We start from the raw sequence: 25,176 nt of genomic DNA, 5'->3' as shown, positions 1-25,176 counted from the left end.
CGTTGTCCGGCGGCGTCATTGATCGCGCCGCCAAGATCTGCAGTGTTTCACAACCCAATTCATCACGCCACAGCCGGATGTTGTGCGTTGCACTGGATGGCTTTCGCGCTGCACGCGCAATGTCAGAAAACCGTGATGCACCCGTGGTACGCGGCAGCGCAGCTTTGGGAGAGAGCCTTTGGCAACGACACGCATCGCCGTGATCGCCGACATCCATCACGGCCGGGACACGCAGACGAAGCGTGGATCTGTGGCGCTGCCATTGCTCGAGCGCTTCGTCACGCAGATGAACGCCGAAAACATCGCTGCGGTCATCGATCTCGGCGACCGGATTTCCGACGAAGATCCCGAGCGCGATCGTCTGCTGCAAAGCGACGTCGCGATGTGTTTCGCAAAGCTTGCGCCGGCGCATCATCATGTCAGCGGCAATCATGATGTCGCATTGCTCAGTCTCGCCGATAATGAAGCGATCATGGATCGTCCGAGCGGGTCGCGGGCTCTGAACATCGGCGATGTCAGATGCGTGTTCTGGCAACCCGACGTGAGTCTGACGCGGAGCCGTGGCTTTCGCCTCTCCGCGGGCGATCTCGGCGCGTTGGTCCAGCTGCTTGCCCAGGATGACCGGCCGACCCTGCTCGTCAGCCACGTGCCGTTGTCAGGACAGGCTCAGACCGGCAACTACTACTTCGAAGCCAATCCGGAACACGCGGCTTATGCCGAGACCGATGCGATCCGCGCGGCGATCGCGGATGCGCCGTGCCCGATCGTCGCGCTCGCCGGGCATGTCCATTGGAATACGATGACGACGGTCGACGGCACGCCGCATCTGACGTTGCAGTCGCTGACCGAGACGTTCATCTCGGGCGATCCAGCCGAAGCGGCTGGCCTTCTCGATATCGGCGATGGTTCGTTGCGCTGGAGCGTGACGGGCCGCGAACCGCTGTCGGTGACGTTGCCTTGGCCAAAGGCCAAGGCGCGGTGGCGTGCGCCATTGACACGCTTCGCGACGGCTGCGGTGGCTTGAGGTGGTGGCGTGTTCAGGTGGCGTTCATGCGGCCCGCAATACCGTCATGAAGACGGTGGCTGCCCTGCGAGGACTGCAAAAAAATAGAGCAGGGCAGCGGGCCCTGCTCGGAAATTGTGTCGACCCTTTAGATATCCCGCAAGTTCAGATTTGATCTTGTTAAGCGGGGTGACGCTGCTTGTTGCGCGCCAGGGCTCCTCCCGAGACTTGGACCACCAGACTTCCGCAAGCGTTAGCCTGAGGCCCAAATTCGTAGACGATCTTTTTGCGTTTGTCATCCTTTTCGGCAACGATTGTTCAAATTTCGCGCACTTCCTGAAATGATCGGTAAGTGCTTGCAATTGACGAGTTTTATTTTCGTGTTTTCTCGTGATAGGTGCCAAGTTACCGTATTTGACGGCGGCCCCTGAGGCGCGGCGGGATTGTTCTTAATCAACGACCGCTGGCGAAATGTGCCGACTGTGCCCTGCGCGACCTCGACTCCGGGCGTCCACTCGGGCACAAGAATTCGGTTCATTTGGCAGGCTTTGATGCGGCAGCGGCTGCAGGCGTTTCTCCCGATCATGCTGATCGCACTGATGGTGCAGATCCTGGCGCCAATCGGTGTTGCCTGGGCGGCGGCATCAGCCGCGGCCGATCCCCTGTACGGACTTGAGATCTGCCACGGCCAGCTGGGTTCCCAGCCGATTGACGATGGGTCGCCGGCGAGCCCTGCGCTCCACGGTTGTTCGCTGTGCTGCCTGGCGCAGCCGGTCACACTGGATGGGCCAGGGCTCTCCACCATCGCCGTTCCGCAACGCGATTCGGGCGAGGTCGTGTGGCGCGCCGGTGACCCGGCAGACGGGATCACCAAGGCTTTTTCGAACGCGCAGGCACGGGCTCCGCCCGCAGCGTGACGCGCTGGCCGTCGTGCGGCCCTGACCTCCCAAATCACATCACCACGACCTGCGTTGTCTGCGCGGCGATCGCCGTGCGGACATGCGCCGATCAACCAAGCTGGCGCATCGCCGCCAAGACAAGAAGGATAATCGACATGACTTTCCTCGGACGCTATCTGTTCGCATTCGCTCTCCTGTTGGGAGGATCTTCCGCCGCCTTGGCCGCCGACGTGAAGGCCGGTGACCTCGTCATCACCCAGCCTTGGAGCCGCGCCACGCCGGGCGGCGCCAAGACGGGCGCCGGCTATCTGACCATCGAGAACAAGGGCAGCGCGCCCGACCGCCTCGTCGCGGTGACCGGCGACGTCGCCGGGCGAGTCGAGATTCACGAGATGGCCGTCACCAACGGCGTCATGACCATGCGTCCCCTCGACAAGGGACTCACGATCGAGCCGGGCAAGACCGTCGCGCTGGCGCCGGGCGGCTATCACCTGATGCTGATGGATCTGAAGAGCCCGCTGAAGCAGGGCGACAAGCTGCCGGTCACGCTGGAGTTCGAGAAGGCCGGCAAGGTGGCCGTGACGCTCGAGGTGCAGGCGGTCGGCGCCAAGGCACCAGGCGGCGAGGGCGGCGGCATGATGAAGCAGCATGATCATTCCGGCATGAAGATGTAGGCCGGGCGCTCTGCGGCTCCGACGGAGAGGCCGGCCTCGATGACGCAACGGGTGTTGAACGCCGCCATGATAGCCGGCTCGCGCGCGAGCCGGCTGCTGGCGGCCGACCGCACCCGACGTCCTGCCAATGTCCGTCAGAAGTTCGTCCGATATCTGCCGGTCGCGCTGCTAGCAATGCTGTTGCAGGTGTTGGCGCCAGTGGCGGCGTCCGCCCTGACGGCAGCGACGATCGTGACGGTCGATCCGTTCGGCGGGACGGCGATCTGCCATGCCGAGACGGATGCGGCGCCCTCTAATGGTGATACCGACCGCGCTGCCTGCGGCCTTGACTGCGTCATGTGCTGCGTGCTGCACGCCGCTGCGGCGCTCGATGCGCCGCCGGCGCCATTCGATGCGGCTCCGCTGCGTCTGACGGCGTCCATCGTCTGGACTGCGCGCGAGCTCCGCCTCGTTCATCTCCTCGCCCGGGCGCAGGCGCAACCAAGAGGACCCCCGTTCCTCTCCTGAGCACAGAACTCGTCGTCGGCGCCGCAGCAGCGCGCCGATCCGTTTTGAACCAGGAAGACCGGCCGTGTAGAGCCGGCATCGGGGAAGTCAAACATGTTCCGTCGTCATGCCCTGGGTGGCGTGAGCGTGGTCGCCTTGCAGCTCATGCTGCTGCAACCGGCCACGATCGCGCGCGCCGAGACCGAGAAGGAATTGCCGTCCGTCACCGTCGACGCGCCGCGTGCAGCACCACAACGGACCGTGCGCAAGCCGGTTGTGCAGGCCGCCTCCGTCCGCCCCCGCGCGCCGAAGCCGGCCGGCGCATCCGTGGCCGGCAGCTCCGGGCCGGGAGGAGCGGTGTCCGACCCAGCCGCGGCTGCCGGCGCCGCCCGCAACCAGCTCAGCCAGTCGCCGTCCGGCCAGACCGCAACCACCATCGACCGCAGCCGCTACGATGACCGGCCTGCGTTTTCCGTCGGCGACATCCTGCGCGAAAGCCCCGGTGTTTCGCTCAAGCAGGGCAACGGACCGCGCGATCTCGGCATCTCGATCCGAGGCTCCAACGCCCGCAACGGCTTCGGCATCCGCAACATCGCGCTGTTCGAGGATGGCTTTCCCGTCACGCAGCCGGACGGGCTGTCGCGCAGCGACCTGATCGATCCCCACGCCTATGGCGCGGTCGACGTCATCCGCGGCCCGTCCTCGGCGCTCTACGGCAACTATGCGACCGGAGGCGCCATCAACTTCCGCACCCGTCCGGGCGGCAGCATCGACGGCGCGGAGATCGGCAGCGAGGGCGGCAGCTTCGGCTATCTCAGCAACTACATGACCTTCGGCAAGAAGGTCGGCAATTTCGAGGGCTCGTTGTTCACCAGCGACGTCCGCGGCGACGGCTATCTCGGCAACGGCTGGTTCAACACCCAGACGGTCAACTTCCTCGGCACCTACAAGGCGACGCCGGATGACCGCTTCACGGTCAAGATCATCAACAACGACCTGTTTACGCGGCTGCCGATTCGATACACGCTGAGCCAGTACTATCAGAACCCATATCAGCAGGGCTGCACCACGAGAACGTCTATGGCGGCCGGCTGCGCGACCGTCGGGCTCAACAAGAACGGAATCAATACGCTCGGTGGGGTTGATCAGGAGACCGCGTTGCAGGCGGGGCTCGGCCGCAACGATCGACGCACGATCGTCGGCGGCCGCTGGGAGCACGACTTCGACAACGACACGACCTGGCGCAACCAGTTCGTGTTCGACGACCGCAACATCAGCCAGCCGACAGGATCGACCAGCGCGATCGGCGACTATCCGTCCTACAACTACATGAGCGACATCACCAAGAGGGGAGAGATCTTCGGGCTGGAATCGACCGCCTTCTTCGGCGCGTTCTACAACACGCTGACCGCGTCCGGAGATACGCGCTTCGTCGTGCCCGGCGGCAACGCAGCGCTCGGCGGCCTCTCGGCCAACACCTGGAGCGAGACCACCAACTACGGCCTGCGAGCCCGCGAGGAGCTCAAGTTGACGTCGGCACTGACGGGGGTGGCCGGTCTCGGCTGGGAGCGCACCCATCTGCGCGGCGTGAACACCGCCTACACCTACGGCGCGACGGCAACGACGACCACGATCACGACGGCGGACCGGCAGTTCGACAATCTCGCCCCCGAGCTAGCACTGCTCTACAGGGTGAATAGCGACTGGCTGCTGCGAGCTCGCGTCGCCACCGGGTACGGCACGCCGCAGGTCTCCAACCTGTTCGTGCTGCCGACCGGCGATTTCGGCAACAACACGCAGCTGAAGTCGCAGACCAATCTGGGCTACGACGTGGGGTTCGACTGGACGCCGAACCGGTCTCTGACCCTCAGCGCAACGGGCTTCTACGAGTTCTTCCGCAACGAGATCGTCACCCAGGCCGTCACAGGGACGCAGAACACGTCCTACACCTTCAACGCACCGCGTTCGGAGCATCGCGGCGTCGAATTGGCGGCCGATTGGCGGGTCCTGCCGGGCTGGCGGTTCACCGCTGCCTACACCTACCTCGACCAAGTCTACACCGAGTATTCTGAGAACCTTGTGAACGGCAGCAACCTGTTCGGCTTCAACCGCGCCGGCAACAAGATCCCCGGCATCTCGCCGAACGAGCTGACCGCGCGGCTCGGCTACGATCACGACAGCGGGCGGTTCGCGGGACTTGGTGCGTTCGTCGAGGTCCAGTGGAAGGACTCGTTCTATATGGACAATGCGAATTTGCTGAAGGCGCCGGGCTACGAGCTCGTCAATCTGAACGTCCACTACAAGACCGAGCTTGCCTCGGACACGTTCAAGTCGATGAACGTCTTCTTCGAAGTCCGCAATGTGTTCGACCGCACTTACATCGCCTCCGCGAACAACCTGCAGAATACGGTGACGGGCGCCGGCGTGCAGGGACTGGCAGGCACGGGAACGATCTACGCCGGCTCGCCGCGCGCGTTCCTGGCCGGGATGAAGGTGGCATTCCGATGAGGACCGAAATGACAAGGATCGCACGGCTTCGGAGCGGGCTCGTCGGGCTGGCGATCGCCATGCTTTGTCCGCTCACCGCCCGAGCCCAGATGGCGCACCAGCACGGGTCGGAGGCGGCATGCGAGGGCACCGAGCTCCGATGCGCCACCAAGGTGACGCCATTCTTCGCTGAAGACGGCAAGCTCTGGCTCGTCTGGATGGCCGGAGGACGGGTGTCGGTGGCGAGCTCGACCGACGGCGGGAAAACGTATTCCGCCGCCGTGCCGGTCACCGAGCAGCAGCTCAATCTCGACTGGGGGCCCGATGCCCGGCCGAAGCTGGTGGTCGATGGCAAAGGCGTCATAGCGGTCGCGTTCTCGATCTTCCGCGACCAGGCGTTCAACGGGCAGGTGCTGTACTCGAGGTCCAAGGATGGCGGCAAAAGCTTCGCGGCGCCCCGTCCCATCACGTCGAACAACGAAAGCCAGCGCTTCGAGGCGCTGGCGCTGGACCAGGATGGCACCGTCTTCGTGGCGTGGCTCGACAAGCGCAACCGGGTGCCGGCCAAGGCCGCAGGGCGCTCGTACGAGGGGGCGGCATTGTACTTCTCCTCGTCGCGCGATGGCGGCGCCACCTATGCCGAAGCGACGCTGGCCCAGGACAACACCTGCGAATGTTGCCGGCTCGGCGTTGCCTTCGCGGGGCCGGGACGTCCGGTGGTGATGTTCCGCAACATCTTCGAAGGCAGCGTGCGCGACCACGCCGTGATCACGTTCAGCGACCTCGGCACCCCCGGCGAGGTCTACCGGGTCAGCACCGATGATTGGCAGATCAAGGCCTGCCCGCATCAGGGTCCGAGCCTGACCGTGGCGCCGACCGGCACCTATCATGTCGCCTGGTTCACCAGCGGCAAGGTTCGCAAGGGGCTGTTCTACGCGCATTCGCGCGACGGCGGCCGGACGTTCTCGGAACCGATGGCGATCGGCCAGGCCGACCGCAATCCGACGCGACCCTATATGCTCGCGACCCAGGACACCACGACGCTGGTGTGGAAGGAGTTCGACGGCGAGCGCACCACGGTGATGGTGATGCAATCCCGCGACGATGGCGAGACGTGGTCGAAGCCGCGCGCGCTTGCCAGCACGGACAATGCGTCGGATCATCCGCTGCTGGTCGCCCATGGCAGGCAGATCTTCCTGTCCTGGATGACCAAGTCGGACGGCTATCGGTTGCAGCCGATCGGAGATGAATCATGACACGCGCATTCGCCGCCCTTGCGATCTTTGGCCTCGTCGCCTTGACTGCGTCGAGCACCGCAGCTCCACCGTCGCTGAAGCCGTTCGAGCGCGGCACCTGGCGCGAGGTGCTGCGGGCCCATGCGGGTCGTCCGACACTGATCCATTTCTGGGGCGTCACCTGCGGCCCCTGCAAGATCGAGCTGCCGCAGCTCGGCAAGTTCATGTCCGATCATCCCGAGATCGACGTGGTCACCGTCAGCGCCGACCTGGTGCCGAATCTGGATGCCGCGACCCAGGCCATGCTGGACAAGGCCGGCCTCGCCGCGGCCGAGAACTTCATCTTCAGCGACGGCTTCGTCGAGCGGCTGCGGTTCGAGATCGATCCCGCCTGGCAGGGCGACATTCCGCGCACGATGCTCGTGACCCGTGACGGCGCCGTCGAAACGATCGAGGGCAGCGCCGAGATCAGCGATCTCGACAAATGGTCCGCGGAACAGGTGCGGCGGCAATAGGGCGCCCGAGATCAAGGACCCTGCCGGCCGCGACCATCGCGACCGGCGGCAAGACGGCGTTGCGGCGTGTTCATCCTCCGCATCAGCCCAGCGAGTAAAATGATTGGGAATCCGGTCGCTTAGCCGCTTTTTCTCAAACCCAGTCTTGTGTTTTGCCGTCCGATCCGCTTTGACTGCGCCAGCCCGAACCGAATCCTGAAGGCTTGGCCCATGCGTCTGTCGCGGTTTTTCCTGCCCATTCTGAAAGAAAATCCGAAGGAAGCCGAGATCGTCTCGCATCGTCTGATGCTGCGCGCGGGCATGCTGCGGCAGGAGGCGGCCGGCATCTATGCCTGGCTGCCGCTGGGCTTCAAGGTGCTGAAGAAGATCGAGCAGATCGTGCGCGAGGAGCAGAACCGCGCCGGTGCGCTGGAACTGCTGATGCCGACGCTGCAGCTCGCCGATCTCTGGCGCGAGAGCGGCCGCTACGACGCCTATGGGCCGGAGATGCTGCGCATCAGCGACCGCCACAAGCGTGAGTTGCTGTACGGGCCGACCAACGAGGAAATGATCACGGAAATCTTCCGTGCCTATGTGAAGTCCTACCGCAATTTGCCGCTCAATCTCTATCATATCCAATGGAAATTCCGCGACGAGCAGCGTCCGCGCTTCGGCGTGATGCGCGGCCGCGAGTTCCTGATGAAGGACGCCTATTCGTTCGATCTCGACGAGGCCGGCGCGCGGCGTGCCTACAACAAGATGTTCGTCGCCTACTTGCGCACCTTCGCGCGGATGGGCCTGAAGGGCATCCCGATGCGCGCCGAGACCGGTCCAATCGGCGGCGATCTCAGCCATGAATTCATCGTGCTCGCTGAGACCGGTGAATCCGGCGTCTACTGCGACCGTGACGTGCTCGACCTGCCGATCCCGCCGGCCTCCGTCGACTATGACGGCGACCTGACCCCGATCATCAAGCAATGGACCTCGCTCTATGCGGCGACCGAGGACGTCCATGACGCGGCCCGCTTCGAGGCCGAGGTGCCGGCCGAGCGGCGGGTCCATACCCGCGGCATCGAGGTCGGCCAGATCTTCTATTTCGGCACCAAATATTCCGAGCCGATGAAGGCCCTGGTCGCCGGCCCCGAGGGGGCGGAGGTCACCGTCCACGGTGGCTCCTATGGCGTCGGCGTGTCACGGCTGGCTGGTGCGATCATCGAGGCCTGTCACGACGAGGCCGGCATCAAATGGCCGGAGGAGGTCGCCCCGTTCCGCGCCGTCATCCTCAACCTGAAGCAGGGCGGCTCCGACACCGATGCCGCTTGCGAGCAGCTCTATCGCGATCTGCTCGCCAAGGGGGTCGACGTGCTCTACGACGACACCGAGCAGCGCGCCGGCGGCAAGTTCGCCACGGCGGACCTGATCGGCATCCCCTGGCAGATCATGGTCGGACCCAAGAGCCTTGCCGAAGGCAAGGTCGAGGTGAAGACTCGCAGCGACGGCGCCCGCCAGATGATGTCCCCGGCGGACGTCGTGGCACGGCTCGGCGGCGGGACATCGGCTGGCTGAGGCGCTCGTTCGATCATCGGATTATCCACCGGGGCTGCCCGCCCCTACAGGCCAATCCGGCCACATTCGGCCCGAATCATGGGATGATCGCACAATGGATGACGCCATGACCGAACCGGTGCAGACCACCACTCCCTTCGCTCCCTTCGAGTGGATGCTGTCGGGGCGCTATCTGCGTGCGCGCCGCAGGGAGGGGTTCATCTCCGTGATCGCGGGGTTCTCCTTCCTCGGCATCATGCTGGGCGTCGCAACCCTGATCATCGTGATGGCGGTGATGAACGGCTTCCGCAAGGAGCTGCTCGACAAGATCCTCGGCCTGAACGGGCATCTGCTGGTGCAGCCGCTGGAGTCGCCGCTCACCGACTGGAAGGACGTCTCCGACCGGATCGCGCAGGTGCAGGGCATCCGCCTCGCCGCGCCGGTGGTCGACGGACAAGGTCTCGGCTCGTCGCCCTTCAATGCGTCCGGTGTGTTCATCCGCGGCATTCGCGCGCAGGACCTCACGAACCTGACGTCGATTGCCAAGAACATCAAGCAGGGCTCGCTGGAAGGTTTCGACGAAGGCCAGGGCGTCGCGATCGGCCGCCGGCTCGCGGACCAATTGTCGCTGCACGCCGGCGACAGCATCACCCTGGTCGCCCCGAAGGGCGCGGTGACGCCGATGGGCACCACGCCGCGCATCAAGCCCTACAAGATCGCGGCGGTGTTCGAGATCGGGATGTCCGAGTACGACGCCAGCTTCGTCTTCATGCCGCTGGCCGAAGCGCAGGCCTATTTCAACCGCAACAACGACGTCACCGCGATCGAGATCTTCACCAGCAATCCCGACAAGGTGGAGGAGTTTCGCAAGACGGTGACCGAAGCGGCCGGCCGACCGATTTTTCTCGTCGACTGGCGCCAGCGCAACTCGACCTTCTTCAATGCGCTGCAGGTCGAGCGTAACGTGATGTTCCTGATCCTGACCTTGATCGTGCTGGTCGCCGCGCTCAACATCGTTTCGGGACTGATCATGCTGGTCAAGGACAAGGGCCAGGACATCGCCGTGCTGCGCACCATGGGGGCTTCGCAGGGGGCGATCATGCGGATATTCCTGATCACCGGCGCCTCGATCGGGGTGGTCGGCACGCTCACCGGATTTGTCGTCGGCCTCCTGATCTCGATGAACATCGATTCGATCAGGAAGTTTCTGTCCTGGCTGACGAGCACCGATCTGTTTCCCAATGAGCTCTATTTCCTGTCGAAGCTGCCGGCTGAGATCGATGCCGGCGAGACTGCGGCCGTTCTGATCATGGCCTTGACCCTGTCTTTCCTGGCTACGCTGTATCCATCCTGGCGCGCGGCCCGATTAGACCCGGTCGAAGCGCTTCGCTACGAGTGAGGCGCTGATGGAAGAGCAGGGGGCCGAGGATGTGCCCGTCGTTTATCTCCACGAGATCAAGCGGCGGTACATGCAGGGCGAGCAGCAGCTGACCATTCTCGACGGGGCCAAGCTGGCGCTGTGGGCCGGGCAATCCGTGGCGCTGGTGGCGCCGTCCGGCTCGGGCAAGTCGACATTGCTGCATATCGCGGGCCTCCTGGAGAGCCCCGACGAGGGCGAGGTCTATGTCGGGGGCGTGCCGACGTCGCAGCTCACCGACATCGAGCGCACCCAGATGCGCAGGACCGACATCGGTTTCGTCTACCAGTCGCACCGGCTGCTGCCGGAGTTTACGGCGCTGGAGAACGTGATGCTGCCGCAGATGATCCGCGGCTTGAAACGGTCCGAGACGGTGAAGCGGGCGACCGAGATCCTGGCCTATCTCGGCCTCGGCGAGCGGATCAAGCACCGCCCGGCCGAACTCTCCGGCGGCGAGCAGCAACGCGTCGCGATCGCGCGTGCGGTCGCCAATGCGCCGCGTGCGCTGCTGGCGGACGAGCCGACCGGCAATCTCGATCCTGCCACCGCCGATCACGTCTTTCACGCGCTGATGCAACTCGTGAAGGCCACGCGGGTCGCGATGCTGATCGCGACCCACAACATGGAGCTGGCCGGCCGCATGGACCGGCGCGTCTCCATCGTCGGCGGCAAGGTCGTCGAGCTGGATTGAGTCAGGTCGCAGTCAGGGCCTGATCACCGTCATCTGGAATGGCTCGCGATGAGCGGCGGCGTGGGCGACCGCGTCGTTGGCATGATCGAGGTCGAAACAGGTGGGCTCGAACTGCGCGAGCTCGAGCAGCCCGGCCCGGATCAGCGCGACCATCCTGACCGCAGCATCCGGCGGATACATCCAGACGCCGTGGATCGTGATGCAGTCGCGCATGATCCATGGATAGGGCAGCTCGAGCCCCGCTCCGCCCAGCATCCCGACGCCGCCCATCAGCACCACGCGCCCATAGGGACGCACGGTCATCACGGCTGATCGCACGACCCCGGCCGAGACCGACGGCGGCATGATGTCGAGCACGCAGTCGATCGGACGCGGCGACGCGCGCTTCATGCGTGCGGTGTCCTCGCTCTCGTCGCCGGAGAGTCTGACCGGGTGGACGCGGGGGCCGAACCGGCGCTTCAGCTCCGCCAGCATGGCCTCGTTGCGGCCGGGGGCGACGACCGCAGCGGCGCCCATGGCGAGCGCCACCGCAACCGCGGCGCTGCCGAACCGGCCGGTGGCGCCGCTGACCAGGACGGTCTCGCCCGCCTGCAGATGGGCGGCAAGAAAGCCGCCATAGGGCACGAGCAGGGTGCCGAGCGCGCACCACCGTGCCGCGTCGTTAGCGTCGATGGCCCCGATCGGCTTGGCGTTCTCCGTCGGCACGCGCATGCGCTCGGCAAACGAGCCGTGCCGGAAATGCTGTTGCAGCTTCAGCCCGCCCGGTCCGCGCGCGCTCAGGCCCTGCAGGGTGATGTCAGGGGCGAGGGCTGTGTCACGCGAGCGCACGGTTGGATCGCAGTACACCCAGTCGCCGATCGCGAGATGCGTCGCATCGGGGCCGAGGGCGCTGATCCGGCCGATGCCCCCGGTCCCCGGGATGACCGGCAGGTCCAGCAGGTACTTCCGCTCGCCGCTGAAAACCTCGTTGGCATAGGACAGCACGCCGGCCGCGGCGACGTCGACGATGACCTCGCCGGTGCCGAGCACGGGGTCTTCGACACGCTCGATCTCGAGCGGCGATCCAAATCGTTTGAGTACGGCGGCCTTCATGGTGCTTCTCCATTTCGCGATGGCGAGGCTGCAGCCTGCCGGTCTATGCTCCGCGCAGGAAGGCCTGGTATTATCCTGGGATTGGGCAAGCCCAGGCTGGCAAGCCGCCTCGAAAGCGAACCATGAGGGATCCAGCGCATGAGTGATCAGCGCCATGCCGAGCTCGGCAACTTCCTGCGCTCGCGGCGCGAGAAGCTGACGCCGCAGGCGGTCGGACTCGCGACCGGGCGGCGGCGACGCACCGCAGGGCTGCGGCGGGAGGAAGTGGCCGAGCTCGCTGGCATCGGCGTCGACTGGTACATCCGAATCGAGCAGGGCCGGGCGGTGAAGCCGTCCTCCTCGACCATCGATGCGCTGGCGCGCGCCCTGCGCCTGAGCCGAACCGAGCATGCTCATCTCAAGGCGCTGGTGCGCGATCCCACGCGCAAGCCGTTCGTGCGCGAGCAGGTGCCGGTCCGGCTGCGCGAGCTCGTGCAGAGTCTGAACCAGCCGGCCTACATCTCCGGACGACGATGGGATGTGCTGGCCTGGAATGCCGCGGCGGACGAGATCTTCGGCTTCTCGCAACTCGCCGACGACGAGCGCAACACGCTGGTGCTGATGCTTTGCAAGCCCGGCGTGCGCCGGCTGTTCGGCGTGCAATGGAAGGAGCTGGCGCAACGCATGGTCGCGCAGTTTCGCGCGACCTATGATCTGTGGGCGGGCGATCCCGCCTTCGTCGATCTGATCGCGCGGCTGCGGCACGGCAGCCGCGAGTTCGACGGTCTGTGGGCGGCGCACGACATCAACCCGCTTGCTGCGGGCGAGAAGCTGCTCGAGCATCCGAAGAAGGGCCGCGTGAGGCTGCGATACGCGACGTTCCAGTCCAACGACGATCCCGCGCTGAAGCTGGCGATCTACTACACGTGATGATGACGAGCGCGCGTTCGGCATCGCCCGGCAGGCATCATACAATCGACTGCTTTGCGGATGATGATGCTACGCATTCGCAGGACCCATCGTGCTGCCCCGAAGAATCCACGACTGGGACGCCAGAAGGTTCGTTACGTGACCGGGAGTTTCCCGATCACGATTTTGCCGTCGCTCGTATTGTGGCCATGGATGGACGACGGCCACGACTCCTCCATACATCTTATTAGTTGTTTGTTCATGTTGCCGGCAAAGCCTTTGAAAACAGGCCTTTGCACCCAATCCCATAAAAGCCGGAAAGAATGGTTCTGATCTGCACATCGGTTGATGTCGGCGGAGCGAATGCGGGTGGCATAGTCGCTTCGTCGCGCTGCATGTTTTTCGCACGGAACCAGGGGGCCTGGGGACTTTGGGACAGAAGCTACGGAGTTCGATGATGAAGACGCTTTTCGGCGCAACGGTGGGGCTCGGCGCAATCGCCGCGGCGACGTCTGCATTCGCAGCTGATCTTCCAATGAAGAAGGGGCCGTACACCAAGGCGCCGCCCGCCGTCGTGGCGACGGTGTATGACTGGAGCGGCTTCTATGTCGGCTTCAACGCCGGCGGAGGTTCCAGCCGGGATTGCTGGAATCTGGTTTCGAACGCCGGTGTGGCGGTGAACCCGGCAGCCAACCGCGAAGGCTGCTCCGGGGGCGGCGGCGCGGCCGTCGGCGGCCAGGTCGGCTACCGCTATCAGATGGCCAACTGGGTGTTCGGCGTCGAGGCGCAGGGCGACTGGGCCAACTTCAAGGGCACGAATCGCAACCTGATTCTTCCCAATGTCAGCGACCGTTCACGCACCAACGGCTTCGGCCTGTTCACCGGCCAGGTCGGCTATGCCTTCGACAACATTCTCGGCTATATCAAGGGCGGTGCCGCGGTCGTCGGCGATCGCTACGACACCTTCACCACGGGCACCAACGTGATGCTCGATCGCGCCAACACGACGCGGTGGGGCGGTACGATCGGTGCCGGCCTCGAATATGGCTTTGCGCCGAACTGGTCGGTCGGCGTCGAGTACGACCACATCTTCTTGGGCAACAAGAACCTGAACTTCGTCGCCGCGGCCGGCGCGCCCGCGATGACTCATCGCATCAAGCAGGATGTCGACATCGGGCTCGTGAAGCTGAACTACAAGTTCGGCCCGGGTTTCGGGATGATGCGCTGACGCAACGTCACCCTCGATTGCTCCGGTTCGTCGAAGCCGCGGCTTCGACGAACCTTCGATGGTACAGCCTGAGACGGCAGCTCGCTGCGTCGAAGGCGGGGACGGGTCAGTCCTCTTCGAACACGAATGGGTTGGGGAACGGCGCGTAGGGATTCGGCGCCGGCGGACGCGGCCTGATCCGCTGCCTGTGCGGATACGGATAGGGTGTCGCGCGCGGGTCATTGCTCACACCGGCGAAATAGGGGTTCGCGATGCAGTTCAGCAGGCGTCCCGACGCCGTCGCCTGGCATTGCGCGTAAGTGTCGAAGGTGCAGTGGCTCAAGCCCGGAAACTCATCTCCCTGCAGACAGAACGCATGCCTGACACCGACGGCGTGAGCCGGCGCATGGGTTGCGACCACGAGGCCGGCTGCAGCCAGGGCCGCAAATAAAACCTCACGCATCAACGATCTCCCTTCATCCCTTGATGACCAGAACGCGCGCGCTTCATGGCGAAGCACCGGCGCGACGGCCCTCACGCGTGTGTAGTCGGTCGGCCCTCGATTGCAAGCTGGAAAGTTCCATCAACACACTGTGATTAAAGATTAATTCCCAACATGTCTCGCGGCCTTTCAGCAGCGAGCTGTGACCGAGCGGCTACAGCAATTGTGGCGCAGATCGGTAAGAGGTGCGGCTGGCCTGGGGGCCAAATGAGACGAGACTGGACCTGTGATGAAGAAACTTCTGTTGACGACGACGGCGCTCGTGGTGCTGGCCTCGCCGGCGCTTGCCGCGGATCTCGCTGCGCGTCCCTACACGAAGGCACCGCCGCCGGTGATGGCTGCGATCTATGACTGGAGCGGCTTTTACATCGGCGTGAACGGTGGCGGCGGCTGGAGCGAGAACACCTGGGATCTGGTCGGCGGCGGCCGCGAAGGCTCGCATGATGCATCCGGCGGCACCGTCGGTGGCCAGGTCGGCTATCGCTGGCAGATGGGCCAGATCGTGTTCGGCGTCGAGGCGCAGGGCAACTGGGCCGACCTCACCGGCGACAATCAGAGCGCGCTGTTCGGAACGCGTAACCGTACCAAGACCGATGCGTTCGGCCTGTTCACCGGCCAGGTCGGCTACGCCATCAACAACGTGCTGCTCTACGCCAAGGGCGGCGCGGCCGTGACCAGCAACAAGTACACGATCACCAATGCGGCGACCGGCGCGTTCCTCGCCTCAAACGACGACACGCGCTGGGGCGGCGTGGTCGGTGCCGGCGTCGAATACGGCTTTGCGCCGAACTGGTCGCTGGGCGTCGAGTACGACCATCTGTTCATGGACCGCCAGACCGTCAGCTTCGGCGCGCTCGGCTCCGACAGCATCAAGCAGGACGTCGATCTGTTCACCGCCCGCCTGAACTACCGCTTCGGCGGCCCGGTCGCGACGCGGTACTGAGTCGGTCCTCGCCCGATCGGTGAATTGCACAGCCCCGGCGTTCGCGCCGGGGCTTTTTGTTTGCGGAGGCGGGTTAACCATTTGCTGTGCCGGTGCGGCGATGAGCCGATCAGCGCGCTTGACCTGAGAACAGAAAAGGAACATTGTTCTTCATATGTTCTGACTCAGGGAGGTCCCGATGCTGAAGGTTTTCGTTCAAGAAGCCGCCGCGCTGGCGTCGATCACGCTGTTCGTCGGCATGATCGCGCTCTGGGCGCAAATCATTCCACAGCTTTAGTTTTCCGAGCGCGTTGGCTGGGGACAAGGCAGGCGAGGGCGCCGGACTTACCGATGGGCCTCCGATATGATGCGGGGGCGAGTCGGTCGGAGGATAGGGCATGGCGCGGGGGGCAGGATCCCGAGCGAGCCCCGAAGCCGGCCCGATCCCTTGATCTCGGAAAAGCCCAGGTATCAGCAAGGCGAGCATGTCCAGCGCCGGATTCGTCCATCTCCACGTTCACTCCGCCTATTCGCTGCTGAAGGGCTCGATCAAGATCGCCAAGCTCGGCGAGCTCGCCAAGTCCGATCGCCAGCCGGCGCTGGCGCTGACCGACACCGACAACATGTTCGGTGCGCTCGAATTCTCCGACAAGATGGCGAGCTACGGCATCCAGCCGATCGCCGGCTGCGAGCTCGCCATCGATTTCGGCGACATGGACCCTAACGCCCGCAATGCCGGCGCGGCCGCGCAGCCCTCGCGAATCGTCCTGCTCGCCGCACGCGAGGAGGGCTACCGCCACCTGATGCGGCTGAACTCGCGCGCCTTCCTGGACACGCCGACGCACCAGGCCCCGCACATCAAGTTCGAGTGGCTGAACGAGGGCGTCGATGGTCTGATTGCGCTCACCGGCGGGCCCGATGGGCCGATCTCGCTCGCGATCCAGCACGACATGGCGGCACTTGCGACGCAGCGCTGCGAGCGGCTGGCGAGCCTGTTCGGCGACCGCCTCTACATCGAGCTGCAGCGCCACGGCGTCGACCGCGAGCGCCGCGTCGAGGGCGGCCTGATCGACATCGCCTATGGCAAGGGCCTGCCGCTGGTGGCGACCAACGAGCCGTATTTCGCGACCGCCGACGACTACGAGGCGCATGATGCGCTGCTGTGCATCGCCGGCGGCCACCTGATCGCCGACACCGAGCGCGTGCAGTTGACGCCCGACCACCGTTTCAAGACCCGCGCCGAGATGGCGGTGCTGTTCGCCGACCTGCCGGAGGCGCTGGCCTCGACGGTCGAGATCGCCGAGCGCTGCTCGTACCGGCCGCGCACGCGCAAGCCGATCCTGCCGTTCTTTACGGTCGGCGCCGGCAGCGGCGATGCCGTGGACGCCGCCAGCGCCGAGGCCGCCGAGCTCAAACGCCAGGCGGAGGAAGGCCTGGAGCGGCGCCTCAAGGTGCACGGCATGGCGCCGGGCATGACCGAGGAGGACTACCAGAAGCGGCTCGCCTTCGAGCTCGACGTCATCATGCGCATGAAGTACGCGGGCTACTTCCTGATCGTGTCGGACTTCATCAAATGGGCCAAGGCGCACGGCATCCCGGTGGGACCGGGCCGCGGCTCCGGCGCCGGCTCGCTGGTCGCCTGGGTGCTGACCATCACCGACCTCGACCCGATGCGCTTCGCGCTGCTGTTCGAGCGCTTCCTCAATCCCGAGCGCGTGTCGATGCCGGACTTCGACATCGACTTCTGCCAGGACCGCCGCGGCGAGGTGATCTCCTACGTCCAGCAGCGCTACGGCCGCGACCAGGTGGCGCAGATCATCACCTTCGGTACCTTGCAGGCGCGCGGCGTGCTGCGCGACGTCGGCCGCGTGCTGCAGATGCCCTATGGCCAGGTCGACAAGCTCACCAAGCTGGTGCCGCAGAACCCGGCTGCTCCCGTCACGCTCGCCGCCGCGATCGAGGGCGAGCCGAAGCTGCAGGCGTTCCGCGACGAGGATCCGGTGGTGGCGCGCGCCTTCGACATCGCGATGCGCCTCGAAGGCCTGACGCGCCACGCCTCGACCCACGCCGCGGGCATCGTGATCGGCGACCGGCCGCTGAGCGAGCTGGTGCCGATGTATCGCGATCCGAAATCGGACATGCCGGTCACCCAGTTCAACATGAAATGGGTGGAGCCGGCCGGCCTCGTCAAGTTCGACTTCCTCGGCCTGAAGACGCTGACCGTGCTCGACGTCGCCGTGAAGCTGCTGAAGCAGCGCGACATCCACGTCGATCTCGCGACCTTGCCGATCGACGATGCGCCGAGCTACCAGATGCTCGCCCGCGGCGACGTGGTCGGCGTGTTCCAGGTTGAAAGTCAGGGCATGCGGCGGGCGCTGATCGACATGCGCCCCGACCGGTTCGAGGACATCATCGCGCTGGTCGCGCTGTATCGCCCGGGCCCGATGGCCAACATCCCGACCTACTGCGCCCGCAAGCACGGCGAGGAGGAGCCGGAATATCTACACCCGATTCTGGAGCCGATCCTGAAGGAGACCTTCGGCGTCATCATCTACCAGGAGCAGGTGATGCAGGTCGCGCAGCAGATGTCCGGCTACTCGCTCGGCGAAGCCGATCTCCTGCGGCGCGCCATGGGCAAGAAGATCCGCGCCGAGATGGACAAGCAGCGCGTCCGCTTCGTCGAAGGTGCCGTCAAGAACGGCGTGCCGAAGGACCAGGCCGACACGATCTTCGACCTCTTGGCCAAATTCGCCGACTACGGCTTCAACAAGTCGCACGCGGCCGCCTACGCGCTGGTGTCCTACCACACCGCCTACATGAAGGCGCATTATCCGGTGGAGTTCATCGCGGCGTCGATGACGCTCGATCTCAACAACACCGACAAGCTCTCGGAATTTCGTACCGAGGCGCAGCGCCTGGGGATCAAGGTCGAGCCGCCGTCGATCAACCGCTCCGGTCCGACCTTCGAGGTCAGCGGCAACACCATCTTCTACGCGCTCGCCGCCTTGAAGGGCGTCGGCCCGCAGGCGATCGAGATGATCGTCGAGGCCCGCAACAAGGGGGGGCCGTTCACCTCGCTCGCCGACTTCGCCTCCCGCGTCAGTCCGCGCGCGATCAACAAGCGCATCATCGAGACCCTGGCCGCCGCCGGCGCCTTCGACGGGCTCGACAAGAACCGCGCGCGCGTGTTCGCCGGCGCTGATGCCATCGTTGCCGCCTGCCAGCGCGCCAACGAGGCTGCCACCTCCGGCCAGAACGACATGTTCGGCAACGCCGCCGATGCGCCGGCGATCATCCTGCCGAACATCGAGAACTGGCTGCCGGCCGAGCGTCTACGGCGCGAATATGATGCGATCGGCTTCTTCCTGTCGGGCCATCCGCTCGACGACTACGCGGCGGCGCTGAAGCGGCTGCGGGTGCAGAGCTGGGCCGAGTTCTCGCGCGCGGTGAAGACCGGCGCGACCGCGGGCAAGGTCGCCGCCACCGTGGTATCGCGCATGGAGCGGCGCACCAAGACCGGCAACAAGATGGGCATCATGGGCCTGTCGGATCCGACCGGGCATTTCGAGGCCGTGCTGTTCTCGGAGGGGCTTGCACAATATCGCGACGTGCTCGAGCCCGGCGCGGCCGTGCTGCTGCAGCTCGGCGCCGAGCTGCAGGGCGAGGATGTCCGCGCCCGCGTGCTGCATGCCGAACCGCTCGACGATGCCGCCGCCAAGACCCAGCGCGGCCTGCGCATCTTCCTGCGCGACACCAAGCCGCTCGACTCCATCGTCAAGCGCCTGCAGGGGCCGGAAGGCGCCGCGGTCAATGGCAATGGAGCGATCGCCAAGGGTGCGGCGCCCCCCTTGGCGCCCCGCACGGCAGCAGGCGAGGGCGAGGTATCGCTCGTGATGATGCTGGACCTCGAAACCGAGGTCGAGATGAAGCTGCCGGGGCGCTTCAAGGTTTCGCCACAAATCGCAGGTGCCATCAAGGCGGTGACCGGCGTGGTCGACGTGCAGCAGCTCTAAAGGCGATCGTTCCGCTGGAGCGGCTGCGTCCGGCGATCTTGCCGGTCGAACGGGGACGAGGAACAAAAAAGCTGCGCGTGGGCTGTACGGACATGCCTCCGTTCAACCGCGGTTCAGCCATTCTCCCGCTGAATCCGCGGCGGGTGCCTCGAAGGGGCTTGAACCATGCGCTTGGCCAAGATCACCGCGAAGATCGTCCTGGGTGTCTCGCTCTGCCTGCTCGCCTTGGCGGCCCTGCCGGGGCCTGCCGCAGCGCAGCAGCCCGGTGCCGAAAAGCGTATCGCCTTGGTGATCGGCAACGGGGCCTATGCCAAGGGCCCGCTGGCGTCGGCGGCCAACGATGCCGGCCTGATCGCGCAGACGCTGCAGGCCGCGGGCTTCGACGTGGTCGGCGCGCGCGATCTCGATGCAGACACGTTGCGCAAGAGCTTTCGTGATTTCATTCACAAGGCCCAGTCAGCCGACAACAACACCGTCGCGATGGTCTATCTCGCCGGCTATGGCATGCAGCTCGCCGGCGAGAACTACTTTCTTCCCGTCGACGCCAACATCGGCAGTGACGTCGACATTCCGACCGAGGGGCTGCGTCTCAGCGACTACATCCGCCAGCTTGCGGCGACGCCGGTGAAAGCCAGCGTCGTGGTGCTCGATGCCGCCCGCCAGCAGCCCTTCATCGCCAGCGGTCCGGCGATCGCCGGCGGCCTGGCGCTGGTCGAGCCCGATGCCAACATGCTGATCGCGTTCAATGCCGCGCCGGGCACGATCGCGCCGAACGAGACCGGCGCCTACGGCGTCTACGCGCGCTCGCTCGCCGAGATGATCCGCACCGGCGGGCTGTCGCTGCCGGAGGTGTTCGACCGGCTGCGGCTGCGCGTCAATGAGGAGACCAAGGGCGCGCAGGTGCCCTGGGACGCGCAGAAGATCCAGGCCGCCTTCACCTTCTTCGAGCGGGCGCCCGACGCCCCCGCCACGTCGGATTCGCCGGAGCAGAGCGCGGCGCTGCGCTCGCGCCCGATCCGCGAGCTGCCGGTGCAGGAGGCCTATGCCGCCGCGCTCGAGCGCGACACGCTGCAGGGCTATGAGGACTTCATCGCCGCCTATCCGAGCGACCCGCTGGCGCGGCGCGTGCGCGCCCTCGTCGCCGCACGCCGCGAGGCGCTGACCTGGCGGCGGACGTTCCGCACCGACAGTCCGGAAGCCTATTGGTCCTACCTGAAGCGCTATCCCTATGGCGCGCATGCCGAGGACGCCCGGCGGCGGCTGGCGATGTTGTCCGCGCCGCCCGCGCCGCCGCCGACCTTCGCGATGATCGACTATGACGTGCCGCCGCCGCCGCTCGACGAGGTGATCTATGTCGAGCGCCCGGTGCTGATGTTCTCGGATCCCGAATTCGATTTCGTGCCGCCGCCCCCGCCGCCGGTCTACATCCTGCCGCCGCCTCCGCCGGATTTCGTGGAGCTGCCGCCGCCATTCGCCCCGGTGGGCCTGTTCATCCTGCCGCGGCCGGTGTTCGTGCCGATCCCGGTCTATGTCCGGCCGCCGGCCTTCGTTGCGCCGCCGCCGAACAACATCATCTACCAGAACATCCACAACACGACCGTCATCAACACCGTGATCAATCGTCCGGCGCCGCCGGCCGGACCGATCACTGCAGGCCCCGCGGCGGTGCCGACGCCGGCCGTGGCGGTGGCACCGGCCCTGCCGCCGGCTGTCGTGCAGCGCGCCACGCTGATCCAGCAGGGCAAGGTCCCGCCGCCGGGAGGACCGCTCGCCAATCCCGCACTCCGGCCCGGTGCGGCACCGGCCATTCAGGCCAACGCTCCGCCGGGTGGACCCTCGCCCGCCATGACAGGACCAGGGCAGGGGCATGCCAACGTCAATCCGCTGCCGGTGCCCGGTCGCGGTGGTCCGCCGGTGCCACCATCGGTTCAGACTCCTGGTCTGCGCCAGCCGGCACCGGCATCGCCCTCTGGCGCGCTGCCACCGCCCGCGCGCCAGGATCTGCGCGCGAACCGCACGCCGCCGGGCGCCGTCATGCCGCAGCCGGCAAGGCCGTCGGCGATGCCGTCCCGTCCGGTCATGCCGTCAGCCGCTCCGCGCGGGCCTGAGGTGAGCCCGCGCATTCAGCAGGCGACGCCACCGCAGATCCAGCGCCGCCCGCCGCCACCACCGGCGACGGCGCGTCTGAGTCCGCCGCCGGCGCCGCCACGACCGCCGGTTGCACCAATGGTTCGGGCGGCTCCGCCACCTCGGCCGGCGCCACCGCCGCCGCAAGTCATGCGTCCGTCCGCTCCGCCACCGATGGCGCGCCCTGCGCCTCCGCCGCAGATGGCGCGTCCCAGTCCGCCGCCGATGGCCGCCGTGGCCCGGCCGGCGCCGCCACCGCCGCCGATGGCACGGCCCGCGGCGCCGCCGCCACGTCCGGCGGCCCCGCCGCCGCCGGGCAAGAGATGTCCGCCGAACGTTCCGCATTGCTGAGCCGCCGCGCGTTGGCCTGACGCCGGCGCGGTTGCAACATCGGCCTGTTTTCGATATGGGCGGACCGCCGGACTGATCGATCGTGGGCGCAAGACGTCGACGGCCGACGACGTGTTGCGGGGGCTTCAGTGAAATCAGCGTTTGTCGGGACCTTGCGCACGCTGTCTTGGCGAAGCTCAATTTGGCGAAGCTCAATCATGGCCGCCCTTTGCAGCGTCGGTATCGCCGGCCTGCCTTCGCCAAGCGATGCGCAGGGGCTGCCGGGCGCCGAAGCCGTCTATGCCTCGGCGCCGCCGCGCCTGCTCCAGATCCGCACGCTCGTGGCCGATGCCGGCCGCCAGACCTCGACAGGATCCGGCTTTCTGGTCTCGGCCGACGGGCTCGCGGTCACGAACTATCACGTCGTCTCGGATGCAGCGCTCGAGCCGAAGACGTACCGGCTCGAATATACCGGAGCGGATGGCACGCAGGGCGGCGTCACGTTGCTTGCCGTCGACCTGCCCAACGATCTCGCGCTCGTTCGCGTCGACAAGCAGAACGCGCCGTTCTTCTCGTTCGACAAGGCCGCGCTCGACGGCAGCCTGCCGAAAGGCGAGCGGTTGTATTCGCTCGGCAACCCGCTCGACCTCGGCTTCACCATCATCGAGGGCACCTATAACGGCCTCGTCGAGCACAGCTACAACGATCACATCCATTTCACCGGCGCGCTCAATCCCGGCATGAGCGGCGGCCCGGCGGTCAATGCGCAGGGCCAGGTGGTGGGCATCAACGTCGCGACGCGCCGCGGCGGCCAGCTCATCAGCTTCCTGGTGCCCGCACGCTTCGCGGCCGCGCTCCTGGCGCGCGGCCAGGATGCCAGGCCGGCGGCGGCCGATCTGCGCAAGGACGTGATCGCGCAGCTTACGAGCTGGCGGGGAGCGCTCTACAAGTCGCTGGGCGAGGAGGGCTTCCGCGACCGCGTGTTCGGGTCCTATCAGGCGCCGGAGACGCGCGCGGGGTGGTTCGAATGCTGGGCGAGCACCAATGCCAGCGCGTCGCCGAAGCCGCGCGCCAGCATCAATTCGACCAGTTGCAAGGCCGAGGCCAGCGTCTATGTCGCCTCCGACCTCAACACCGGCGTGGTCGAGGTCAGCCACTCCTACGCGAAATCGATCGACCTCAATCAATTCCAGTTCGCGACCGTGCTGACGCAGCTGGCGCAGCCACGACTCACCCAGGGCGGCTCGTTCCGCAAATGGTACACGCCGCAGCATTGCCATGCCGATTTCGTCGGCGTGACGCCGGCGGCCGCTCATCCGCCGCTGCGCGTGCTGTGGTGCGCGCAGGGCTATCGCGAGTTCGACGGCCTCTATGATGTCGTGCTGGTCGCGGTGACGCAGGATCATGCCGACGAGGCGCTGGTGTCGCGGCTGAACCTGCAGGCGATCGCTTATGACGACGCCTTGCGCCTCGGCAAGAGCTTCCTCGAACGCCTGCAGGTCGCACGATGATCTGGATCGAGATCCTCTCCAAGCATCGCGACGTCGCCGGCCGCTTCCGTGTCGATGCCGCCGAGATCAGCATCGGCCGCGGCTACGACAATCACGTCATTCTCGACGATCCCTATGTCGCCGCGCGCCATGTGCGAATTTTCCGCGACGGCGAGGGGCGCCTGGTCGCCGAGGATCTCGGCAGCGCCAACGGCCTCTTTCTCGATCGCGGCAAGAGCCGGAAGCCGCAGCTCGTTCTCGACGGCACCAAGCCGATCCGGATCGGCCAGACGCTGCTTCGGATCCGCGACGCCGGCCATGCCGTCGAGCCGGAGCGGCTCGCGGGCTCCGAACGCGGGGCGCTGCCGATCATCGCCGCGATCGCCCTCGGCGTCGTCCTGCTCGCAATCAACGCGGTGATGACCTGGTTTGCGCAGACCTCCGAGGCGCATCTGTCCGATTATCTCGTGCCGACCGTCACGATGATCGGGGTGGTCGTCGCATGGGTTGGCGTCTGGGCGCTGCTGGCGCGGTTGTTTTCCGGCCGCTCGCATTTTCTGCGCCACCTCCTGATCGCGCAGGCGGGTCTGATCGCGTTCTGGGTCTACAGCGAGTTCGCCCAGATTGCCTCGTTCGCCCTGACCTGGACCGCTGTCTTCACCTACGGCTACCTCGTCTCGTGGATCGTTCTCGCCGCGACCTGCTTGCTGCATCTGCGTGAGGTCGGACGCAGCCATATGCTCGCCAAGGGCGTGGTGGTCGGCCTTCTGCTGGTGGTCGCGATCGCGATCCAGACCGTGCAGCGGTCGGAGGCGCTGGCGAATTCCGGCCGTCCCAATGTGAGCCACGTGCTGATGCCGCCGTCCCTGCGCCTGGTTCCGGTGCAGGACGAGCAGACCTTCTTCGAAGACGCCGCGCGGCTGAGGGCGAAGCTCGATGCGGACCGCGCCGCGCTGGCGCCGGCCGGTGTGGAGCGCTGATCACAGTTCCATTGTCTTTGCTCCCCGAGATTGAAAGTTCCCTGGTTCCCGTCATAGCCTTGAAGCCCGGGTTTCTACGGGGAGGGGGCGATGAACAGGCGAGCGCTGCTGGGACTGGGAGCGGCATTTCTGGTATCAGGATGCCTGACAGGCAAGGAAGGCACCGAATACGCCGTGGTGTCACAGAAGATCGGGGCGCCGCGTCCCGGGCAGTCCCGCATCATCATCATGAGCTTGAAGGATGCCTGGCTGGACAGGACCACGTGCGACGCCAAGGTCGACGGCGTCGCGCTGAGCCGCCTGATCCCCGGGACCTACGTCTACATCGACCGGCCGGCCGGTCCGCACCACCTCGTCGCCACCCAGACCCTGTTCCCGGGCGACTCGGTGCTCGATTTCAATACCGAACCGGGGCGGACCTATTTCTTCTCGATCAGGCCCAGCGACCGGTCCAGGGCGATGCAGGGCGGCGGCATGGCGTTCGGTCTGCTCGGCATGGGCGTGATGGCCGCGGCCTCGTCCGGCGCCGACAACAAGGGCCCGGTCGACTTCGTCCCGCTCCAGGAGGGCCAGGCCCGGACGGCGATGGCCGAGCTTCTGCAGGCGGAATGAGCCCATTTTCCTTGCGTTGCGCCAAAATCCGGCTATATAGCGCGCCATCTCACACGGAAACTTGGCTCTCCTAGAGGGCGTC

The 25,176-nt window shown here is 66.1% G+C and carries 20 protein-coding genes; 18 read left to right on the top strand and 2 right to left on the bottom strand.

Features of this window, described 5'->3' with window-relative positions; genetic code table 11:
• Positions 1 to 178 precede the first annotated feature (178 nt).
• From ACQR1F_RS06980 to ACQR1F_RS06935, 10 genes are all read left to right on the top strand, one after another.
• On the top strand, positions 179 to 1,024 hold the full coding sequence (locus ACQR1F_RS06980) for a metallophosphoesterase family protein (RefSeq protein WP_434874412.1): 846 nt from the start codon (positions 179 to 181) through the stop codon (positions 1,022 to 1,024).
• A 530-nt stretch (positions 1,025 to 1,554) separates the two neighbouring features.
• Positions 1,555 to 1,920 carry a DUF2946 family protein gene (locus ACQR1F_RS06975; protein ID WP_434874411.1) on the top strand — a complete coding sequence of 122 codons (366 nt, stop codon included), beginning with the start codon at positions 1,555 to 1,557 and terminating at the stop codon, positions 1,918 to 1,920.
• A gap of 137 nt (positions 1,921 to 2,057) precedes the next feature.
• Positions 2,058 to 2,576, top strand: a complete 519-nt coding sequence (locus ACQR1F_RS06970; protein ID WP_434912739.1) for a copper chaperone PCu(A)C — start codon at positions 2,058 to 2,060, stop codon at positions 2,574 to 2,576.
• Positions 2,577 to 2,615: 39 nt separating this feature from the next.
• Entirely contained in the window at positions 2,616 to 3,083 is a 468-nt protein-coding gene (locus ACQR1F_RS06965; protein ID WP_316217863.1) for a DUF2946 family protein, read from the top strand.
• A 93-nt stretch (positions 3,084 to 3,176) separates the two neighbouring features.
• The gene (locus tag ACQR1F_RS06960) at positions 3,177 to 5,570 is read left to right on the top strand and encodes a TonB-dependent receptor family protein (protein WP_434890128.1); all 2,394 of its coding nucleotides are present in this window, start codon (positions 3,177 to 3,179) and stop codon (positions 5,568 to 5,570) included.
• Between the two features lie 8 nt (positions 5,571 to 5,578).
• Entirely contained in the window at positions 5,579 to 6,805 is a 1,227-nt protein-coding gene (locus ACQR1F_RS06955; RefSeq protein WP_434890127.1) for a sialidase family protein, read from the top strand.
• On the top strand, positions 6,802 to 7,299 hold the full coding sequence (locus tag ACQR1F_RS06950) for a TlpA family protein disulfide reductase (protein WP_434887142.1): 498 nt from the start codon (positions 6,802 to 6,804) through the stop codon (positions 7,297 to 7,299). Before ACQR1F_RS06955 ends, ACQR1F_RS06950 begins: the two co-directional genes overlap by 4 nt.
• A gap of 210 nt (positions 7,300 to 7,509) precedes the next feature.
• Positions 7,510 to 8,844, top strand: a complete 1,335-nt coding sequence (proS, locus tag ACQR1F_RS06945; RefSeq protein WP_316181326.1) for a proline--tRNA ligase — start codon at positions 7,510 to 7,512, stop codon at positions 8,842 to 8,844.
• Positions 8,845 to 8,938: 94 nt separating this feature from the next.
• Entirely contained in the window at positions 8,939 to 10,222 is a 1,284-nt protein-coding gene (locus tag ACQR1F_RS06940; protein WP_316181325.1) for a lipoprotein-releasing ABC transporter permease subunit, read from the top strand.
• A gap of 7 nt (positions 10,223 to 10,229) precedes the next feature.
• Entirely contained in the window at positions 10,230 to 10,931 is a 702-nt protein-coding gene (locus ACQR1F_RS06935; protein WP_316181324.1) for an ABC transporter ATP-binding protein, read from the top strand.
• Positions 10,932 to 10,943: 12 nt separating this feature from the next.
• On the opposite strand, the gene ACQR1F_RS06930 is transcribed toward ACQR1F_RS06935, so the two are convergent.
• Positions 10,944 to 12,023 carry a zinc-binding alcohol dehydrogenase family protein gene (locus ACQR1F_RS06930; protein WP_316181322.1) on the bottom strand — a complete coding sequence of 360 codons (1,080 nt, stop codon included), beginning with the start codon at positions 12,021 to 12,023 and terminating at the stop codon, positions 10,944 to 10,946.
• Positions 12,024 to 12,161: 138 nt separating this feature from the next.
• On the opposite strand from ACQR1F_RS06930, the gene ACQR1F_RS06925 reads away from it, so the two are divergent.
• Both ACQR1F_RS06925 and ACQR1F_RS06920 read left to right on the top strand, forming a co-directional pair.
• Positions 12,162 to 12,932 carry a helix-turn-helix transcriptional regulator gene (locus ACQR1F_RS06925; RefSeq protein WP_316181321.1) on the top strand — a complete coding sequence of 257 codons (771 nt, stop codon included), beginning with the start codon at positions 12,162 to 12,164 and terminating at the stop codon, positions 12,930 to 12,932.
• A 433-nt stretch (positions 12,933 to 13,365) separates the two neighbouring features.
• Positions 13,366 to 14,139 (top strand): outer membrane protein, encoded by a 774-nt coding sequence (locus ACQR1F_RS06920; protein ID WP_315711586.1) that lies wholly within the window; start codon positions 13,366 to 13,368, stop codon positions 14,137 to 14,139.
• 106 nt (positions 14,140 to 14,245) lie between these two features.
• Here the strand turns inward: ACQR1F_RS06920 and ACQR1F_RS06915 are convergent, their stop codons facing one another.
• On the bottom strand, positions 14,246 to 14,581 hold the full coding sequence (locus ACQR1F_RS06915; RefSeq protein WP_315711587.1) for a DUF3551 domain-containing protein: 336 nt from the start codon (positions 14,579 to 14,581) through the stop codon (positions 14,246 to 14,248).
• 268 nt (positions 14,582 to 14,849) lie between these two features.
• Here ACQR1F_RS06915 and ACQR1F_RS06910 point away from each other — a divergent pair, with 268 nt between their 5' ends.
• The 6 genes from ACQR1F_RS06910 (at position 14,850) to ACQR1F_RS06885 (ending at position 25,094) form a co-directional block, all read left to right on the top strand.
• Positions 14,850 to 15,563 (top strand): outer membrane protein, encoded by a 714-nt coding sequence (locus ACQR1F_RS06910; RefSeq protein WP_315711588.1) that lies wholly within the window; start codon positions 14,850 to 14,852, stop codon positions 15,561 to 15,563.
• 464 nt (positions 15,564 to 16,027) lie between these two features.
• The gene (gene dnaE, locus ACQR1F_RS06905) at positions 16,028 to 19,555 is read left to right on the top strand and encodes a DNA polymerase III subunit alpha (RefSeq protein ID WP_434912738.1); all 3,528 of its coding nucleotides are present in this window, start codon (positions 16,028 to 16,030) and stop codon (positions 19,553 to 19,555) included.
• A gap of 165 nt (positions 19,556 to 19,720) precedes the next feature.
• On the top strand, positions 19,721 to 22,033 hold the full coding sequence (locus ACQR1F_RS06900) for a caspase family protein (protein ID WP_434912737.1): 2,313 nt from the start codon (positions 19,721 to 19,723) through the stop codon (positions 22,031 to 22,033).
• A gap of 197 nt (positions 22,034 to 22,230) precedes the next feature.
• Positions 22,231 to 23,523, top strand: a complete 1,293-nt coding sequence (locus ACQR1F_RS06895; protein WP_315799725.1) for a S1C family serine protease — start codon at positions 22,231 to 22,233, stop codon at positions 23,521 to 23,523.
• On the top strand, positions 23,520 to 24,482 hold the full coding sequence (locus tag ACQR1F_RS06890; RefSeq protein ID WP_315799726.1) for an FHA domain-containing protein: 963 nt from the start codon (positions 23,520 to 23,522) through the stop codon (positions 24,480 to 24,482). Before ACQR1F_RS06895 ends, ACQR1F_RS06890 begins: the two co-directional genes overlap by 4 nt.
• Before the next feature lie 90 nt (positions 24,483 to 24,572).
• Positions 24,573 to 25,094: a hypothetical protein gene (locus tag ACQR1F_RS06885; protein WP_434874403.1), complete on the top strand. Its 522-nt coding sequence runs from the start codon at positions 24,573 to 24,575 to the stop codon at positions 25,092 to 25,094.
• Positions 25,095 to 25,176 lie beyond the last annotated feature (82 nt).

It is taken from the genome of Bradyrhizobium sp. HKCCYLS3013 (assembly GCF_051167615.1).
GTDB lineage: Bacteria > Pseudomonadota > Alphaproteobacteria > Rhizobiales > Xanthobacteraceae > Bradyrhizobium.
Note: the sequence above shows the minus strand (reverse complement) of the source record. Positions and strands in the feature narration are given on the sequence as shown.

Bases quoted from the DNA above. Each gene is read 5' to 3' on its own strand.
- ACQR1F_RS06975 (WP_434874411.1), top strand. From the start codon at position 1,555: ATGCGGCAGCGGCTGCAGGCGTTTCTCCCGATCATGCTGATCGCACTG.
- ACQR1F_RS06970 (WP_434912739.1), top strand. From the start codon at position 2,058: ATGACTTTCCTCGGACGCTATCTGTTCGCATTCGCTCTCCTGTTGGGA.
- ACQR1F_RS06965 (WP_316217863.1), top strand. From the start codon at position 2,616: ATGACGCAACGGGTGTTGAACGCCGCCATGATAGCCGGCTCGCGCGCG.
- ACQR1F_RS06960 (WP_434890128.1), top strand. From the start codon at position 3,177: ATGTTCCGTCGTCATGCCCTGGGTGGCGTGAGCGTGGTCGCCTTGCAG.
- ACQR1F_RS06955 (WP_434890127.1), top strand. From the start codon at position 5,579: ATGACAAGGATCGCACGGCTTCGGAGCGGGCTCGTCGGGCTGGCGATC.
- ACQR1F_RS06950 (WP_434887142.1), top strand. From the start codon at position 6,802: ATGACACGCGCATTCGCCGCCCTTGCGATCTTTGGCCTCGTCGCCTTG.
- proS (WP_316181326.1), top strand. From the start codon at position 7,510: ATGCGTCTGTCGCGGTTTTTCCTGCCCATTCTGAAAGAAAATCCGAAG.
- ACQR1F_RS06940 (WP_316181325.1), top strand. From the start codon at position 8,939: ATGGATGACGCCATGACCGAACCGGTGCAGACCACCACTCCCTTCGCT.
- ACQR1F_RS06935 (WP_316181324.1), top strand. From the start codon at position 10,230: ATGGAAGAGCAGGGGGCCGAGGATGTGCCCGTCGTTTATCTCCACGAG.
- ACQR1F_RS06930 (WP_316181322.1), bottom strand. From the start codon at position 12,023: ATGAAGGCCGCCGTACTCAAACGATTTGGATCGCCGCTCGAGATCGAG.
- ACQR1F_RS06925 (WP_316181321.1), top strand. From the start codon at position 12,162: ATGAGTGATCAGCGCCATGCCGAGCTCGGCAACTTCCTGCGCTCGCGG.
- ACQR1F_RS06920 (WP_315711586.1), top strand. From the start codon at position 13,366: ATGATGAAGACGCTTTTCGGCGCAACGGTGGGGCTCGGCGCAATCGCC.
- ACQR1F_RS06915 (WP_315711587.1), bottom strand. From the start codon at position 14,581: ATGCGTGAGGTTTTATTTGCGGCCCTGGCTGCAGCCGGCCTCGTGGTC.
- ACQR1F_RS06910 (WP_315711588.1), top strand. From the start codon at position 14,850: ATGAAGAAACTTCTGTTGACGACGACGGCGCTCGTGGTGCTGGCCTCG.
- dnaE (WP_434912738.1), top strand. From the start codon at position 16,028: ATGTCCAGCGCCGGATTCGTCCATCTCCACGTTCACTCCGCCTATTCG.
- ACQR1F_RS06900 (WP_434912737.1), top strand. From the start codon at position 19,721: ATGCGCTTGGCCAAGATCACCGCGAAGATCGTCCTGGGTGTCTCGCTC.
- ACQR1F_RS06895 (WP_315799725.1), top strand. From the start codon at position 22,231: ATGGCCGCCCTTTGCAGCGTCGGTATCGCCGGCCTGCCTTCGCCAAGC.
- ACQR1F_RS06890 (WP_315799726.1), top strand. From the start codon at position 23,520: ATGATCTGGATCGAGATCCTCTCCAAGCATCGCGACGTCGCCGGCCGC.
- ACQR1F_RS06885 (WP_434874403.1), top strand. From the start codon at position 24,573: ATGAACAGGCGAGCGCTGCTGGGACTGGGAGCGGCATTTCTGGTATCA.